A 16,074-nucleotide genomic window follows, 5' to 3' on the forward strand; every position below is an offset into this window, starting at 1 on the left:
ATGACCGAGACCCCCATCTGCCGCCGCCTGGTCGGCCGTACCGCAGTCATCACCGGCGCGGGCAGCGGAATCGGCCTCGCCAGCGCGCGCCGCCTGGCCTCCGAGGGCGCGAACGTCGTCTGCGGCGACATCGACGAGATCGCGGGCAAGGCAGCGGCCGACGAGGTCGGCGGCATCTTCGTACGCGTCGACGTGACCGACCCCGACCAGGTCGAGGCGCTGTTCAAGACGGCGTACGACACCTACGGCAGCGTTGACATCGCCTTCAACAACGCGGGCATCTCGCCGCCCGACGACGATTCCATCCTGACCACGGGACTTGAGGCCTGGAAGCGCGTCCAGGACGTCAACCTCACCTCCGTCTACCTCTGCTGCAAGGCCGCCATCCCCTATATGCAGCGCCAGGGCCGCGGCTCCATCATCAACACCGCGTCGTTTGTGGCGATCATGGGTGCGGCGACCTCCCAGATCTCGTACACCGCGTCCAAGGGCGGCGTGCTCGCCATGTCTCGCGAACTCGGCGTGCAGTTCGCCCGGGAGGGCATCCGGGTGAACGCGCTGTGCCCGGGACCGGTCAACACCCCGCTCCTGCAAGAGCTGTTCGCCAAGGACCCGGAGCGCGCCGCGCGTCGGCTCGTGCACATCCCGGCCGGACGGTTCGCGGAGGCGGACGAGCTCGCCGCCGCCGTGGCCTTTCTCGCCAGCGACGACTCCTCGTTCATCAACGCCACCGACTTCCTGGTCGACGGCGGAATCTCGGGCGCCTACGTCACGCCTCTGTAGGTCAACCGCCTCATCGCTTCCGTAGCTCGTTCCGCAGCAAACACCCCGGCAGCCGGGCGTCGCACAACGCCCGGCTGTTCTGCGTACACCGAGCGGGACAGCACATCCGCGCCCGTACGCAGGGTGGACGGCAGCGTTGTTCCCGACCGGCGGGACTCGGTGTACCCGTCCTGAACGGGCCCCTAAGGTGGCCGGATGAGCATGACGACACCGGCCGGCTGGTACCCGGACTCGAACGTGCCCGGCACCGAACGCTGGTGGGACGGGACCGCCTGGACCGCGCACACCCGCCCGGTCCAGGCGCAGGTCCAGGCCCGGGCCGCCGGTTTCGGTCCGCCGACCGCCCCGGTGAGCCGCAAGGGCAACACCCGCGGCACCCTGGCCCTGGCCACCGCGGGTGTTGTCCTCGCCGCCGCGGTCGCCACCGGTGCGGTGCTGCTCGGGAAGGACGACGAGGACCGAAAGCCCACGTCCGCGCCGAGCGTTTCCGGTCCGGCCGCGACCACGGCGGACCCGACGGACAGCCAGTCCGCGACTCCGCCCACGACGGACGACTCCGCAACTCTGACCGACCAGCTCAACGGCATCTCCATGCCCGTCCCCAAAGGCTGGGAGAAGTCGGACAGTTCGCTCGATGAGGGCACGACGATGGTCACGGAGGAGACCTACGACTGCCCGGCCGGCGGCTCGCCGCTCTGCCGGCGCGGCCGGGTGTCCTCCATCACCGCGACGCGGACGGACGAGACCTCGCCCGCGGCGGTGGCCAAGCAGGACATCGCCACGGCGGCGGACAAGGCGTACGAGGAAGACGCCGTCGGCAGCCGCATCCACGGCGGTATCAAGTCCCACACCGTGCTCGCCTCGAAGTCCGTCGCGGTCGCCGGGCGCGCGGGCTATCTGGTGCGCTGGCGGGTCGTCACCGGAGCGGGCCCCGGCGGGTACGTCCAGTCGCTGGCCTTCCCCTCGACGGTGGGTACGGAGGCGATGGTCGTCGTCCGGTTCGCCTTCGACGCCAGCCCCGAGGCGCCGGGGCTCGCGGACATGGACAAGATCGCCGCGAGCATCCGCCCGATCGGGGATGCGACGAGCGGCGGGGTGGGCAGCAGCATCGGACCGGGCTAGCAGGCCAGAGACAAGAGGCCAGGGGCTAGAGGAAGGTCCGGCCCTCGCCCCGGTACGTCGGCGCGGTCCCCGTCACCCGGTCGCCCTCGATCGGGTGCAGCGTGTCGAAGCGCTCGCACATCTCCCCGGCCTTGGCGTGCCGGAACCACACCTTGTCGCCGATCAGCAGATCGTCGGCGGGAGCACCGAGCAGCGGGGTCTGCACCTCGCCGGGCCCCTCCTGCGGGTCGTAGCGGAGCCCTTCCGGGAGATAGGGCACGGGCAGCCGGTCCGCTCCCGCCGCACCCGATGCGGGGTAGCCGCCGCCGAGCACCGTGATCACACCGACGCCCGGCCTGCGCACCACGGGCTGGGCGAAGAGCGCGGCCGGACGCCCCGTGAACGACGTGTAGTTGTCGAAAAGGCGCGGGACATACAGCCCGGAACCGGCGGCGATCTCGGTCACCGCGTCCTCGGCCGCGGTGTGCTGGACGCTGCCGGTGCCGCCGCCGTTGACGAACTCCAGCTCCGGCGTCACCGCCCGCACCGCGCGCACCACGGCCGCCCGCCGGACGGCCAGCTCCTTGCGGGCCGCGGCCTGCATCAGCCGGATGACGTGCGACCGCAGCGGCCGCCCCAGCAGAGCGTCGCCGACCCCCGCGACATGCCCCTCGTACGCCATCAGCCCCACCAGCCGGAAACCCGGGCGGCGGGCGATCGACCGGGCCAGCTCGGCGAGCTGCGCGGGCTCGCGCAGCGGGGAGCGCAGCGCGCCGATCCGCACCCGCCCGCCGAGCAGCTTCAGGGAGGTGTCCAGCTCCAGGCAGATCCGGATCTCCTCCTTGCCGCCGGCCCGCGAGCGGTCGATCAGCTCCAGTTGCGCCAGGTCGTCGACCATCACGGTCACGGCGGCTGCCAGCTTGGGGTCGGCGGCGAGCTCCGCGTACCCGGACCGGTCGGCGGACGGGTAGGCGAGCAGTACGTCGTCGAAACCGGCCCGCGCCAGCCACAGCGACTCGTCCAGCGTGAACGACATGATCCCGGCGAACCCGTCCCGTGCGAGGACCCGCTCCAGGAGCGCCCGGGAGCGTACGGACTTGCTCGCGACCCGGATGGGCTTCCCGCCGGCCCGGCGCACCAGATCGTCCGCGTTGGCGTCGAACGCGTCGAGATCCACGACGGCGAGTGGGGCGTCGAGATGGGCGGTGGCCCTGTCGTAGCGGGCCCGGTCAGCGGCACGGGGAGTCATGGCCCGAGCTTGCCAGACCGGATTACCGCAGGGTAAGAGGACGTTTTGGGCAGATCCACCCGGACCCCTGGTCTCGTTGCCGCGGGGTGCGTTTGAGCCCGTAGAGTGACCGGCACGCGGTGACGAACGGGCCTGCCCCGAGAGGCGATCCGTCGTTGTACGTGGACGAGAGACCAGGGGGGCGGGATGAGCACGGAGGCGCAGCGCCCTCCCGGCCGCCACGAGGACGAGACGCCGACCAGTACGTCCCGCATCACTGAGGCACTGGTCTTTCCGGAGCCCCCCAAGCCCCTCCGCACCTCGGGCATCACGAACCTGCTCTCCCCGGACACGCCCGCGCTCGCGTCCGAGCCCCCGGAGACGCCCCGCGCTGCAACGCAGCCGCCTGTCGTACCACCCGCGCGTGCCGCGTCCACGTCTGCGGACGCCCGGCGGCCGGAGACGGACGCCCGCCCCGGGCGTGCGCCGTCCGCACGTCCGGGACGTCCAGAGGGCTCCGGCGCGGACGCAGGTCCCCCGACCCGTGTGTCGGCAGTCGGCGCGGACGCGGGCGCCAACGCGCCGACTGAGGCGCCCCGTACCGCCGCCGAGCGCCCCGGGGCGGCCCCCGCTGCCCCGCAACCTCCCGCCGGGCTTCCGCCGCGGCCGGACGTGCCGCCCGCGCGTGCCGCGTCCACGGCGGCCGACGCCCGGCCCGGGCCTGCGGACACCATGCCGCGCCCGGATCGCCCCGAGGGTTCCGACGCCGAGCCGCCGTCCGGCGTACCGCCCCGGCCGGACGTGCCGCCCGGTCCCTCCGGCGCAGGCCGACCGGCCACCGGCCTTCCCGCAGCGGACGCAGCCGCCGCCGCGCCGGCCCCGCCCGCCGACGCCCCGGCCGTCGAGACGACCACCCGGCTGCGGCCCATTTCCGCGCCCCGCTCCACACCACCCGGCCCCCGGCTGCCCCCGGGCGTGCCGCCGCGGCCCGTCGCGCCGCCCGCGCGGCGCAGGGCCGTCGGGGCTGTCGACCTCACGCCACGGCCCGGCGTGCGGCCCCCGCAACCCGGTGGGTACTCCTTCCCGCCGCCCGAGACCCCGGCCGAGCTGACCACCCGGCTCCGTCCCGTACGGACCCGGCACCCCCTGCGGACCCTCGGCGCCGTCGCCTGTGCCGTACTCGGACTCGGGCTGATCGGCGGCGCGGCAACCGGCAGTTGGCTCACCGGTGACTCCAGCGCCGACCCCGCCGCCCCCACCGGGTACACCGAAACCCGCGGACTGTGGCACAGCGTCCCCGTCGACACGCTCTTCCCGCGCACGCTCAAGGGCAAGGGCGCAGGCCCCGGCGGCGCCGACCGGGTCTGGACGCGGATCGCCGTCGCGCCCGACGCCGGCTGCGCGCCCGCCCTCGACCCGCTGCTGCTCAAGACGCTGCAGACGGTCGGCTGCACCCGCGCGCTGCGCGCCACGTACACCGACGCCACCGCCAGCAGCGTCACCACCGTCGGGATGATCTTCACCGAGGCCGACGCGGACGCCATGCGCGCGCTGAGCTCCCGCTTCACCTCGGAAGGGCTCGACGAGCGCACCGATCTGATGCCCCGAACCCTCCCGGCCGAGGGGACCGTCGCCGCCCGTTTCGGCGACCGGCAGCGCGCGAGCTGGACCGTGAACGTGCTGACCGGGATGCCGGTCGTCGTCTACGCCGTCTCCGGCTTCGCCGACGGGCGCACCGTCACCGACCCGCAGCCCGCCGACGAGGCCAAGGCACAGGGCGCGACGTCCGCGCCCGCCCAGGCGGGCCTCGGACATGAGGCCAACGGCATCGCCGACCGTATCGAGGGCGGTCTGCGCAAGACCGTCAGCACGGCCACGGAGAAGCCCGAATGACCCGTCGCCACCGCCTCGCCGCCACCCTCGCGGCCGCCGTCCTCGCCTTCCTGCCGGCGACGCCCGCGCACGCCGACTCGATACGGGCCCAGCAGTGGGGGCTCGACGCCATGCGGACGGACCAGGCCTGGCGCACCACCCAGGGCCGGGGCATCACCGTCGCGGTCCTCGACACCGGCGTCGACGACAGCCACCCCGACCTGGCCGGCTCCGTACTACCCGGCAAGGACTTCATCGGCTTCGGCGCCCAGCGCGGCGATCGCACCTGGGCCCGCCACGGCACCGCCATGGCCGGCATCATCGCCGCCCACGGCCATGGCGCCGGCCGCGAGGACGGTGTCAAGGGCATCGCACCCGAGGCGAAGATCCTCCCCGTCAGGGTCATCCTCGAAGGCACCGACAAGGCTCGTGAGAAGGCCCGCAACTCCCGCGGCACCGCGCTCGCCCAGGGCATCCGCTGGGCCGCCGACCACGGCGCCGATGTCATCAACCTCTCCCTCGGCGACGACAGCGAGTCCGCGCACCCCGAGGCCGGCGAGGACGCCGCGGTCCAGTACGCCCTGGCCAAGGGCGCCGTGGTCGTCGCCTCGGCGGGCAACGGCGGCGAGAAGGGCGACCACATCTCGTACCCCGCCGCCTACCCGGGCGTGATCGCCGTGACCGCTGTCGACCGCTTCGGCACCCACGCCGCGTTCTCCACCCGCCGCTGGTACGCCACCGTCAGCGCCCCCGGCGTCGACATCGTCATCGCCGACCCGGACCGTAAGTACTACCAGGGCTGGGGCACCAGCGCCGCCTCCGCGTTCGTCTCCGGCGCGGTCGCCCTGGTGCGCGCCGCGCACCCCGGGCTCACGCCCGCCCAGATCAAGAAGCTCCTCGCCGACACCGCCGACGACGGCCCCAAGGGCGGCCGCGACGACGCCAAGGGCTACGGCACGGTCGATCCGGTCGCCGCCATCAAGGCGGGCGCGAAGCTGCGCCCGGCGGATCTGAAGGCGGCGTCCGCGGGCTACAGCAAGAAGTACTTCGGCCCCGGCCCCGACCCGGCGCAGCAGGACGCGGAACCGGCCGGCTGGCTCGCCGCGCTCGCGGGCGGCATCGGCGCGCTGGTGCTGGCAGGTGCGGTCGTGCTCTGGCGCGGCGGCCGGCCTGCCCGTCGCTGACCCGCGGCCGGCCTGCCCGTCGCTGCCCCGGTGTCACGCCGACCGCCGACCGACTCCCGTACAGCTGGCGTCACGCCGACCCCCGACCGACGCCCGTGCACCCGGCGTCACGCCGACCCGACCGCCTCCTGCACCGCCGCCTCCACACACGCGATGCCCGCCTCCTTCGTCGGATGCCGGACAGCACCGCGATCAGCCTGCCCCTGGCCCACCCGACGGAGTGGACGACCTACAGCCCCGTCGCACCCATGGGCATCCAGCCGTTCTTGAGCGCCCACTCGCCGCCCGCGGCCGACACTCCCCAGTCCTGCCCCTCGGCCACCTGCCTCATCAGGGACCGCAGAGGGGCGTACGGGCCGTCGAACACGGCCCGCATCAGCGTGAGTTGATCCCGCGCGGTGGTCCGCGTGAGGCCCCACGCCGACTCGGCCCGGGTCTGCGTGAGCCCGAGCCGCGCATGCGCCGCGTCCAGCCCCGGCGCGCCCCCGATCGCCGCCCACAGCTCCGTCGCCGCGGCGTTGTCGCTGCGTACGATCATGGCCCGCGCCAGCTCCCGCTCCCGCGCGCTCAGCGGACGCCCCTCAAGCAGCAGCGCGGCCAGGATGGACACCTTCACGATGCTCGCCGCCGGGTAGGCGCGCTCCTCGCCGTACGACCCGTCGAGCGTGGCGACCGAGAGACAGGCACTCATAGCAGGGAGGTTAGGCTCATCGCGTGGCGCTCAAGAACATCCCTGACCCCGGTTTCTCCGACGACGACGGCACCGCCGACCCACGGCTGACGGCGGCTCTCGCCGCATGGTCCGAGGACCGGACGGCTCAGCGCCCCGTGCTCGAAGCCCTGAAGGACGCCCGGCTGCTGGTCCCCGTCGTCGCCGTTCTCGGCGAGGTCGAAGAGGACGAGAACGGTCTGCGCCGCGAGAAGACCAGCGACATGGCGGTTCCCACGCTCACCGCGGGCGGTCGCCGTGCGCTGCCCGCCTTCACCTCGATCGCCTCGCTCGCCCGCTGGGATCCCGAGGCCCGCCCCGTCGCCGTACCCCTCCACCAGGCGCTGCAGGCGGCCGCGCACGAGAAGGCCGACACGCTCGTCATCGACCTGGCGGGCCCCGTCCCGTACCAGCTGACCGGCCGTGCGCTGCTCGCGCTCGCGGAGGGCCGCACGAGTGCCGATCCGCTCGACGACCCGGCGGTCACGGCGGCGGTACGGGACGCGGTCGCCGCCGAGCCCGCGGTGCTCCGTGCCCACCTCGGACCGGGCGCCGCGGACGGCACCCTCGCCCTGGTCCTCGCCCCGGACGCGGTCCCGGCACAGGCGGCCCGCCGCCTTGCCGAGGCGCTGGCCGCCGACGACGTACTGAGGGCCCGCCTGGTGCGGGGCCTCGACCTGGCGCTGCTGCCGGCCGAGGCCACCCCTCCGGGCGAGCCCCTGTTCGTACGCGGGTGAACGGTCAGTCGTCCATGTCTCAGCCGTAGACGGGACCCGTGTACTTCTCGCCGGGACCCTGGCCCGGCTCGTCCGGCACCAGCGACGCCTCGCGGAACGCCAGCTGCAGCGACTTCAGCCCGTCCCGCAGCGGCGCCGCGTGGAAGGAGCTGATCTCCGTCGCGCTCGCGTCCATCAGACCGGCCAGCGCATGGACCAGCTTGCGGGCCTCGTCCAGGTCCTTGTGCTCCGCGCCGTCCTCGGTGAGGCCGAGCTTCACGGCGGCCGCGCTCATCAGGTTCACCGCGACCGTGACGATGACCTCGACGGCGGGGACCTCCGCGATGTCGCGGGTCATGGCGTCGAAGTCGGGGGACTCATTGGGGGTGGTCGCGTCACTCATGCCGCACACGATATGCCCCGCCGGGCCCGGCTCCGTCCGTGGCCTGAGTTAGCCCCTTCCGCCCGGAGCTGCTAACCTTGTGTAACGACCGGTCGGACACGTGTGTGCCCGACCCACAAGTGGAGGCTCCGATTCTCCCACCTGGCCACCCTCACGGGCGGCGGGTCACCGGTCAGGCGGCGCCCATCGTTCCGTACGGACGATGGAAGTCGCCCGATGTGCGCCCCGCGGTTGACCGCGGCGGTGCTCCGGTATTCGAGGAGCTTCCGCCTGTGTCCCGTCCGGGGCATTTTTCACGTTCCGGTGCGGTTGGTCTTACGAAAACAGACGTTACGCGGCTGTCTGCCAGGCAGTCGTGTGGTGCTACCGAGGAGGATCCATCAGCGCCGAGCCCCGCATCAACGACCGGATTCGCGTTCCCGAAGTGCGACTTGTCGGTCCCAGCGGCGAGCAGGTCGGGATTGTTCCGCTTGCCAAGGCCCTCGAGCTTGCGCAGGAGTACGACCTCGACCTGGTCGAGGTCGCGGCGAACGCCCGGCCGCCCGTGTGCAAGCTCATGGACTACGGGAAGTTCAAGTACGAGTCGGCCATGAAGGCCCGTGAGGCGCGCAAGAACCAGGCGCACACGGTCATCAAGGAGATGAAGCTCCGGCCGAAGATCGACCCGCACGACTATGACACCAAGAAGGGTCACGTCGTACGGTTCCTCAAGCAGGGCGACAAGGTCAAGATCACGATCATGTTCCGTGGTCGTGAGCAGTCCCGCCCCGAGCTTGGCTTCCGCCTGCTGCAGCGGCTCGCTTCCGACGTCGAGGACCTCGGATTCATCGAGTCGAACCCGAAGCAGGACGGCCGGAACATGATCATGGTTCTTGGCCCGCACAAGAAGAAGACCGAGGCCATGGCCGAGGCGCGTGAGGCTCAGGCCGCCCGCAAGGCGGAGCGCCAGGGCTACGCGCACGAGGAGACCTCGCAAGAGGCTGCTCCGGCTCCGGCCGAGGAGCCTTCCGAGACCTCCGAGGCGTGACCGAAGGGCTGCCACCCAGGCGGCCCGGGTCCCGCCCGGAACCACAAACCAAGATCTGACGCTCCCGCTGGCCGGTGCCCGCACCGGGGGAGCGCCACTGACGAGGAGATAACGGCGCGATGCCGAAGAACAAGACGCACAGCGGTGCCAAGAAGCGCTTCAAGATCACCGGCTCCGGCAAGGTGCTCCGTGAGCGTGCCGGCAAGCGCCACCTGCTCGAGCACAAGCCGTCCAAGCTGACGCGTCGCCTCACCGGCAACGCCGAGATGGCCAAGGGTGACTCGAAGACCATCAAGAAGCTTCTCGGCAAGTGACGTCATCCGTCCCCGCTGACCCGGGGACGGGGCGCCGAGACCGGGACCTAATCGTTTCCGGGCCGTGTGAGTCCAACCACGGCCCCGCTACAAGGAGTTAACAAGTGGCACGCGTCAAGCGGGCAGTCAACGCCCACAAGAAGCGCCGGGCGATCCTCGAGCAGGCCAGCGGCTACCGCGGTCAGCGTTCGCGCCTGTACCGCAAGGCCAAGGAGCAGGTCACCCACTCCCTGGTCTACAACTACAACGACCGCAAGAAGCGCAAGGGCGACTTCCGTCAGCTGTGGATCCAGCGCATCAACGCCGCTGCCCGCCAGAACGGCATGACGTACAACCGCCTCATCCAGGGTCTGAAGGCCGCCAACATCGAGGTGGACCGCAAGATCCTGGCCGAGCTCGCGGTCAACGACGCCAACGCGTTCGCCGCGCTCGTCGAGGTCGCGCAGAAGGCGCTGCCGAGCGACGTCAACGCCCCGAAGGCCGCGTCGGCGGCCTGACGGCCGCGTCCAGCCGGACCGCTCCAGGACCCGCAGGCCTCCGGCCTGCGGGTCCGGTCGTGTTGGGGGTCCCCCAAGCCCGCCCGGCCCTTCGGGACGACAGGCCTGGGTCGTGCGGTGTGCGGGCACGGCATGCCCGGTCAGCCGCGGAACCTCCTGCCCGGCCGGCCCGGGTCACATGGCAGGCGGGCACCGCACGCCCGGTCTGCCGCCGAACCTCCGGCCCGGCAGGTCCTGGCACCGGGCGGCGCAATGCGCCGTTCCGGAGCATCCCGACCCCCGTCGGACCTCGAGCCCACCCCGGGCCCGGTGGGCGGGGGCACCCGCAGGTCCGTCCGGGCCGACCCCGGACCCGAGTCAGAGAGCCGCAGGCGACATGCGCACTCCCGAGCTGATCTCACCGCGATCCCCGCGCGTCACCGCCGCCCGGCGGCTCGCCAAGCGCGCCTTCCGGGGCAAGGAGCGCCTGTTCATCGCGGAGGGCCCGCAGGCCGTGCGCGAGGCCGTCGCCCACCGGGGCCCGGGCGGCGAGCACACTCTGGTCGAGCTCTTCACCACCGTCGAGGCCGCCGAGCGGTACGCGGACATCGTGGACGCCGCCGGCGACGCCGGGGCCCGGGTGCACCACGCCTCCGACGCCGTGCTCGCCGAGATCTCCCAGACCGTCACCCCGCAGGGCCTCGTCGGCGTCTGCCGCTTCCTGGACTCGCCGTTCGAGGAGATCCTGGCGGCCAGGCCGAAGCTCGTCGCCGTACTCGCCCATGTACGCGACCCGGGGAACGCGGGGACGGTGCTGCGCTGTGCGGACGCCGCCGGTGCCGACGCCGTCGTCCTCACCGACGCCTCCGTGGATCTCTACAACCCCAAGTCCGTGCGTGCGTCGGTCGGTTCGCACTTCCATCTGCCCGTCGCCGTCGGTGTCCCCGTCGAACAGGCGGTACAGGGGCTGCGGGACGCCGGGGTGCGCGTACTGGCCGCCGACGGCGCGGGCGACGATCTGGACGACGAGCTCGACGCTGGAACCATGGGCGGCCCGACGGCCTGGATCTTCGGTAATGAGGCCTGGGGGCTGCCGGAGGAGACCCGCGCGCTCGCGGATGCCGTCGTGCGCGTACCCATCCACGGAAAAGCCGAAAGTCTGAACCTCGCGACCGCCGCAGCCGTATGCCTCTATGCCTCGGCGCGTGCCCAGCGCGCGGGCAGTACTCCCTGAGTGGGAGTACTCGCTCAGGGGGTCCGCTCGGTCACGTCCAGCTAGTAGTGTGACGGGCTTGGGGGCCCACTGCGCCGGCGGAGAGGTGGGGTACGGGGATATGGCGGTCGGGACAAGCAGGCCCGCGGAGACACACGGGGCTCTGCTGTGCCATTCCTGTGGTCCCGATGTTTTCGGGATCGACGCCGACGACCTGCCCGACGGTCTTGTCGTGGCCGACGAGAGCGGCCGGGTCATCTGCTTCAACGACGCGGCCGTACGGATCACCGCCGTGTCCAAGGGCGAAGCCCTCGGCCTGCCGCTCGAGCGGGCGCTGCCGCTGGAGGACCTCAAGGGCCGCCGCTGGTGGACGCTGACCGATCCGTACGGCGGACTCGCCACCCGTGTCGGCCAGCCCGAGCGCAATCTCCTGCTGCCCGGCGGCCGCGAGGTCCTCGTCTCCGCCCGCTATGTGCGCGAGCACCCGACCGGGCCGATACGCAGGCTCGTCGTCAGCCTGCGCGGCACCGAGGCCAGGCGCCGCACCGAACGCAGCCATGCCGAGCTGATCGCGACCGTCGCCCATGAGCTGCGCTCACCGCTCACCTCCGTGAAGGGCTTCACGGCGACGCTGCTCGCCAAGTGGGAGCGGTTCACCGACGACCAGAAGCGGCTGATGCTGGAGACCGTCGACGCCGACGCCAACCGCGTCACCCGGCTCATCGCCGAACTGCTCGACATCTCCCGTATCGACTCCGGACGGCTCGAAGTGCGCCGCCAGCCCATCGACATCGCGGCCGCCGTCGGACGCCACATCCAGGCGCACATAGCCAGCGGCCAGAGCCCCGACCGCTTCTTCGTACGCATCCAGCGCCGGCTGCCCGACCTGTGGGCCGACCCGGACAAGATCGACCAGGTGCTTGGCAATCTGCTGGAAAATGCGGTGCGCCACGGTGCCGGAACCGTCACCATCGAGGTGGCGCCGGCATCGGCGAAGGACGACGAGAAGGGTACGGCCGTCACCGTGAGCGACGAAGGCCCCGGTATCCCCGAGGAGTCGATGGGCCGCGTCTTCACCCGCTTCTGGCGGGGCAGCAAGCGCGGTGGCACGGGCCTGGGACTCTACATCGTCAAGGGCATCGTCGAGGCGCACGGCGGGACGATCACCGTCGGCCGCGGACCCGGCGGTGGCGCCGAGTTCCGATTTATTCTGCCCGTGGGCGCCCCGGCCTACCTGGCCTAGCCGCCCGCGGGCTCATTCGCCTCTCCACACCCCGTTAGACTCGTCCTTTGGCACCTTTGCGTCCTCGGTCGACGAGCGGGGGCCCCAGCCAGTCATCGGAAGTACGGGAAGAGATGTCCGCACCCAATAAGTCGTACGACCCTGTTGAGGTCGAGGCACTGAAACCGGCAGAGATCGAGCGCATGCGGGACGAGGCGCTCGCCGCCTTCGCCGCCGCGGGCGACCTCGAAGCGCTCGCCCACGCCAAGGTCGCCCACACCGGAGGCACCTCGCCGCTCTCGCTCGCCAACCGGGAGATCGGCGCCCTGCCCCCGCAGGCGAAGGCCGAGGCCGGAAAGCGCGTGGGCCAGGCCCGCGGCGCGGTGAGCAAGGCGCTGGCCGCCCGCCAGGCCGAGCTGGAGGCCGAGCGCGACGCCCGGGTGCTCGTCGAGGAGGCCGTGGACGTCACGCTGCCCCACGACCGGGTCCCGGCCGGCGCCCGTCACCCGCTGACCACGCTCTCCGAGCGCATCGAGGACGTCTTCACGGCCATGGGCTACGAGGTGGCCGAAGGCCCCGAGGTCGAGACCGAATGGCTGAACTTCGACGCGCTGAACATCGCCGCGGACCATCCCGCCCGCGGCGAGCACGACACCTTCTTCGTCGAGGGCACGGATGGCGGCAGCAGTTCCGGCGTCGTACTGCGCACGCACACCTCGCCGGTGCAGATCCGCTCGATGCTCGACCGTGAGCCGCCGGTGTATGTCATCTGCCCCGGCCGCGTGTACCGCACCGACGATCTGGACGCCACGCACACCCCGGTCTTCCACCAGGTCGAGCTGCTCGCCGTGGACGAGGGCCTGACCATGGCGGACCTCAAGGGCACCTTGGACCACATGGTCCAGGCGCTCTTCGGCGCGGGCATGAAGACCCGGCTGCGGCCTAACTTCTTCCCCTTCACCGAGCCGTCCGCCGAGATGGACATGGTCTGCTACGTCTGCCGCGGCGAGTCCGTCGGCAACCCGGACCGGCCCTGCCGCACCTGCTCCAGCGAGGGCTGGATCGAGCTCGGCGGTTGCGGCATGGTCAACCCGAAGGTGCTTGTTGCCTGCGGCGTGGACCCTGAGAAGTACAGCGGATTCGCCTTCGGGTTCGGCATCGAGCGGATGCTGATGTTCCGCCACAACGTAGAAGACATGCGAGACATGGTCGAGGGTGACGTCCGGTTCACCCGGCCGTTCGGGATGGAGATCTGATGCGGGTCCCGCTTTCTTGGCTGCGGGAGTACGTCGACCTGCCGGCCACGGAGACCGGCCGCGACGTACAGACCAAGCTCATCGCGGCAGGTCTCGAGGTCGAGACGGTCGAGCAGCTCGGCGCCGGGCTCAAGGGCCCCCTCGTCGTCGGCAAGGTGCTGACCATCGAGGAGCTGACGGAGTTCAAGAAGCCCATCCGCTTCTGCACCGTCGACGTCGGCATGGCCAACGGAAACGGCGAGCCGCAGGAGATCGTCTGCGGCGCGCGCAACTTCGCCGTCGGCGACAAGGTCGTCGTGGTCCTGCCGGGCGCCGTGCTGCCCGGTGACTTCGCGATCGCCGCGCGCCAGACGTACGGCAGGACCTCGCACGGCATGATCTGCTCCGGCGACGAGCTCGGCATGGGCGACGACGGCAGCGGCGGCATCATCGTGCTGCCGCCCGAGGTCGAGGTCGGCACCGACGCCATCGAGCTGCTGGAACTGGTCGACGAGGTCCTCGACATCGCCGTCACGCCGGACCGCGGCTACTGCCTGTCGATGCGCGGAGTCGCCCGCGAGACGGCCATCGCGTACGGGCTGCCGCTGCGCGACCCGGCGCTGCTCGACGTGCCCGCGCCGAACTCCTTCGGCTACCCGGTGGAGGTCGCCGACCCGATCGGCTGCGACCGCTTCACCGCGCGCACCGTCGTCGGGCTCGACCCGGAGGTGCACTCCCCGATCTGGCTGCAGCGCCGCCTGCAGAAGGCGGGCATGCGCCCGATCTCCCTCGCCGTGGACATCACCAACTACGTGATGCTGGAGCTCGGTCAGCCGCTGCACGCGTACGACCGCTCGCGCATCGACGGCCCGATCGGCGTCCGCCGCGCCGAGCAGGGCGAGAAGTTCACCACGCTCGACGGGGCCAAGCGCGTCCTGGACGCCGAGGACCTGGTCATCACCGACAACCGCGGGCCGATCGGCCTCGCGGGCGTGATGGGCGGCGCCAACACCGAGATCGCGGACCACGACGACACCGCCGGTGCCACCACCGAGGTGGTCATCGAGGCCGCGCACTTCGACGCGGTCTCGATCGCGCGCACCGCGCGCCGCCACAAGCTCTCCTCCGAGGCGTCCAAGCGCTTCGAGCGCGGCGTCGACCCGCAGGCCGCGGCTGCCGCCGCACAGCGGACCGTCGACCTGCTGGTGCTGCTCGCGGGCGGCACCGCGGAGGCCGGCGTCACCGAGGTCATCGCGCCGTCCGCGCCGCGTACGATCTCGATGCCCGCCGACCACCCCGACCGCGTCGCGGGTGTCGACTACGGCCGCGAGACCGTCGTACGCCACCTCCAGGAGGTCGGCTGCGATGTGTACGGGCAGGACGAGCTGGTCGTCACCGTCCCGTCCTGGCGTCCCGACCTCGCCGCGCCGAACGACCTCGCCGAAGAGGTCATCCGGCTGGAGGGGTACGAGAACCTGCCCTCCACGCTGCCCAGGCCGCCGGCCGGCCGCGGGCTCACCGAGCGCCAGCGGCTGCACCGCCGCGTCGGCCGCGCGCTCGCCGGAGCGGGCTTTGTCGAGGCGCCGACCTACCCGTTCGTCAGTGAGGCCGTGTTCGACCAGCTCGGACTGGACGCCGGTGACCCGCGACGCACCGTCGTCAAGCTGGTCAACCCGCTCTCCGACGAGGAGCCGGCGCTGCGCACCACGCTGCTGCCCGGTCTGCTCGGCGCCCTGCGCCGCAACGACGGCCGTGGCTCGCACGACCTGGCCCTGTTCGAGACGGGGCTGGTCTTCCGGCCGACCGGCGAGGAGACGGTCCCCGGCCTGCTGCCCGTCGACCGCCGCCCCACCGACGAGGAGATCGCCGCGCTGAACGCGGCGCTGCCGCGTCAGCCGCGCCGCGTCGCCACCGTCCTGGCGGGCGCGCGCGAGCAGGCTGGCTGGTGGGGCAAGGGCCGCCCGGCCGACTGGGCCGATGCGGTCGAGTCCGCCCGTACGGTCGCCCGCGAGGCCGGTGTCGAACTCACCGTCCGCGCCGACCAGCACGCCCCGTGGCACCCGGGCCGCTGCGCCGCGTTGTACGCCACCGTGGACGGCGAGGAGACCCTCGTCGGCCACGCCGGCGAACTGCACCCGCGCGTCACCAAGGCGCTCGGACTGCCGGAGCGCACCTGCGCCATGGAGGTCGAGCTCGACCTTCTGCAGCGGGCCGGCGAGGGCGTCCTCCGGGCGCCGCGGATCTCCACCTTCCCGGTGGCGACCCAGGATGTCGCGCTGATCGTGCCACGGGATGTGCCGGCCGCCGAGGTCGAGCAGGTGCTGCGGGAGGGCGCGGGTGAACTGCTGGAGTCCATCCGGCTGTTCGATGTCTTTGTCGGGTCGCAGATCGGCGAGGGCAAGAAGTCGCTGGCGTACGCGCTGCGGTTCCGGTCCGGCGACCGGACGCTGACGGTCGAGGAGGCATCGGCCGCCCGGGACGCCGCTGTCGCGCTCGCGGCCGAGCGCACCGGTGCGGTTCTGCGCGGCGCCTGACCGCCTCCGACCTGCATCACGCCTGCCGAGGGGGCGCATCCGGACCACCGGGTGCGC

At 72.3% G+C, this 16,074-nt stretch carries 15 protein-coding genes; 12 read left to right on the forward strand and 3 right to left on the reverse strand.

Going from position 1 to position 16,074, the window contains the following annotated elements; translation table 11 throughout:
- Complete coding sequence (locus ACQEVG_RS11925) at positions 1-783, forward strand: 3-oxoacyl-ACP reductase (protein ID WP_432981143.1); 783 nt, start codon at positions 1-3, stop codon at positions 781-783.
- A gap of 195 nt (positions 784-978) precedes the next feature.
- Positions 979-1,905: a DUF2510 domain-containing protein gene (locus tag ACQEVG_RS11930; protein WP_432981146.1), complete on the forward strand. Its 927-nt coding sequence runs from the start codon at positions 979-981 to the stop codon at positions 1,903-1,905.
- Positions 1,906-1,930: 25 nt separating this feature from the next.
- Here ACQEVG_RS11930 and ACQEVG_RS11935 read toward each other — a convergent pair whose 3' ends face one another.
- Positions 1,931-3,133 carry an amino acid deaminase/aldolase gene (locus tag ACQEVG_RS11935; RefSeq protein ID WP_432981149.1) on the reverse strand — a complete coding sequence of 401 codons (1,203 nt, stop codon included), beginning with the start codon at positions 3,131-3,133 and terminating at the stop codon, positions 1,931-1,933.
- Between the two features lie 1,029 nt (positions 3,134-4,162).
- Here ACQEVG_RS11935 and ACQEVG_RS11940 point away from each other — a divergent pair.
- Complete coding sequence (locus ACQEVG_RS11940) at positions 4,163-5,005, forward strand: hypothetical protein (protein WP_432985297.1); 843 nt, start codon at positions 4,163-4,165, stop codon at positions 5,003-5,005.
- Complete coding sequence (gene mycP, locus ACQEVG_RS11945; protein ID WP_432981152.1) at positions 5,002-6,168, forward strand: type VII secretion-associated serine protease mycosin; 1,167 nt, start codon at positions 5,002-5,004, stop codon at positions 6,166-6,168. The genes ACQEVG_RS11940 and mycP overlap by 4 nt, the downstream gene beginning before the upstream one ends.
- Before the next feature lie 229 nt (positions 6,169-6,397).
- Here the strand turns inward: mycP and ACQEVG_RS11950 are convergent, their stop codons facing one another.
- Positions 6,398-6,859, reverse strand: a complete 462-nt coding sequence (locus ACQEVG_RS11950) for a serine hydrolase (protein WP_432981155.1) — start codon at positions 6,857-6,859, stop codon at positions 6,398-6,400.
- A gap of 23 nt (positions 6,860-6,882) precedes the next feature.
- Between ACQEVG_RS11950 and ACQEVG_RS11955 the strand changes: the two genes are divergently transcribed.
- Complete coding sequence (locus ACQEVG_RS11955; RefSeq protein WP_432981158.1) at positions 6,883-7,614, forward strand: SseB family protein; 732 nt, start codon at positions 6,883-6,885, stop codon at positions 7,612-7,614.
- A 19-nt stretch (positions 7,615-7,633) separates the two neighbouring features.
- Here ACQEVG_RS11955 and ACQEVG_RS11960 read toward each other — a convergent pair whose 3' ends face one another.
- Positions 7,634-7,996, reverse strand: coding sequence for a DUF1844 domain-containing protein (locus tag ACQEVG_RS11960; RefSeq protein ID WP_360876178.1), 363 nt, complete (start codon positions 7,994-7,996; stop codon positions 7,634-7,636).
- 355 nt (positions 7,997-8,351) lie between these two features.
- Between ACQEVG_RS11960 and infC the strand changes: the two genes are divergently transcribed.
- The 7 genes from infC (at position 8,352) to pheT (ending at position 16,017) form a co-directional block, all read left to right on the forward strand.
- A complete protein-coding gene (gene infC, locus ACQEVG_RS11965) occupies positions 8,352-9,023 on the forward strand; it encodes a translation initiation factor IF-3 (RefSeq protein WP_432981161.1) in 672 nt (223 codons plus the stop codon).
- Between the two features lie 119 nt (positions 9,024-9,142).
- Positions 9,143-9,337 (forward strand): 50S ribosomal protein L35, encoded by a 195-nt coding sequence (gene rpmI, locus ACQEVG_RS11970; protein ID WP_360876182.1) that lies wholly within the window; start codon positions 9,143-9,145, stop codon positions 9,335-9,337.
- A gap of 104 nt (positions 9,338-9,441) precedes the next feature.
- On the forward strand, positions 9,442-9,834 hold the full coding sequence (gene rplT, locus ACQEVG_RS11975) for a 50S ribosomal protein L20 (protein ID WP_432981165.1): 393 nt from the start codon (positions 9,442-9,444) through the stop codon (positions 9,832-9,834).
- 376 nt (positions 9,835-10,210) lie between these two features.
- Entirely contained in the window at positions 10,211-11,047 is an 837-nt protein-coding gene (locus ACQEVG_RS11980) for a TrmH family RNA methyltransferase (RefSeq protein ID WP_432981168.1), read from the forward strand.
- A gap of 100 nt (positions 11,048-11,147) precedes the next feature.
- Complete coding sequence (locus ACQEVG_RS11985; RefSeq protein WP_432981171.1) at positions 11,148-12,269, forward strand: ATP-binding protein; 1,122 nt, start codon at positions 11,148-11,150, stop codon at positions 12,267-12,269.
- Between the two features lie 113 nt (positions 12,270-12,382).
- Positions 12,383-13,504 carry a phenylalanine--tRNA ligase subunit alpha gene (gene pheS, locus ACQEVG_RS11990; RefSeq protein WP_432981174.1) on the forward strand — a complete coding sequence of 374 codons (1,122 nt, stop codon included), beginning with the start codon at positions 12,383-12,385 and terminating at the stop codon, positions 13,502-13,504.
- Complete coding sequence (gene pheT, locus ACQEVG_RS11995; protein ID WP_432981177.1) at positions 13,504-16,017, forward strand: phenylalanine--tRNA ligase subunit beta; 2,514 nt, start codon at positions 13,504-13,506, stop codon at positions 16,015-16,017. The genes pheS and pheT overlap by 1 nt, the downstream gene beginning before the upstream one ends.
- Positions 16,018-16,074 lie beyond the last annotated feature (57 nt).

It is taken from the genome of Streptomyces sp. CA-135486, assembly GCF_050936555.1.
Taxonomy (GTDB): domain Bacteria; phylum Actinomycetota; class Actinomycetes; order Streptomycetales; family Streptomycetaceae; genus Streptomyces.

What these genes read in the sequence shown, in the direction of transcription:
- ACQEVG_RS11925 (WP_432981143.1), top strand. Translation starts at nt 1, where the DNA reads ATGACCGAGACCCCCATCTGCCGCCGCCTGGTCGGCCGTACCGCAGTC.
- ACQEVG_RS11930 (WP_432981146.1), top strand. Translation starts at nt 979, where the DNA reads ATGAGCATGACGACACCGGCCGGCTGGTACCCGGACTCGAACGTGCCC.
- ACQEVG_RS11935 (WP_432981149.1), bottom strand. Translation starts at nt 3,133, where the DNA reads ATGACTCCCCGTGCCGCTGACCGGGCCCGCTACGACAGGGCCACCGCC.
- mycP (WP_432981152.1), top strand. Translation starts at nt 5,002, where the DNA reads ATGACCCGTCGCCACCGCCTCGCCGCCACCCTCGCGGCCGCCGTCCTC.
- ACQEVG_RS11950 (WP_432981155.1), bottom strand. Translation starts at nt 6,859, where the DNA reads ATGAGTGCCTGTCTCTCGGTCGCCACGCTCGACGGGTCGTACGGCGAG.
- ACQEVG_RS11960 (WP_360876178.1), bottom strand. Translation starts at nt 7,996, where the DNA reads ATGAGTGACGCGACCACCCCCAATGAGTCCCCCGACTTCGACGCCATG.
- rpmI (WP_360876182.1), top strand. Translation starts at nt 9,143, where the DNA reads ATGCCGAAGAACAAGACGCACAGCGGTGCCAAGAAGCGCTTCAAGATC.
- ACQEVG_RS11980 (WP_432981168.1), top strand. Translation starts at nt 10,211, where the DNA reads ATGCGCACTCCCGAGCTGATCTCACCGCGATCCCCGCGCGTCACCGCC.
- ACQEVG_RS11985 (WP_432981171.1), top strand. Translation starts at nt 11,148, where the DNA reads ATGGCGGTCGGGACAAGCAGGCCCGCGGAGACACACGGGGCTCTGCTG.
- pheS (WP_432981174.1), top strand. Translation starts at nt 12,383, where the DNA reads ATGTCCGCACCCAATAAGTCGTACGACCCTGTTGAGGTCGAGGCACTG.
- pheT (WP_432981177.1), top strand. Translation starts at nt 13,504, where the DNA reads ATGCGGGTCCCGCTTTCTTGGCTGCGGGAGTACGTCGACCTGCCGGCC.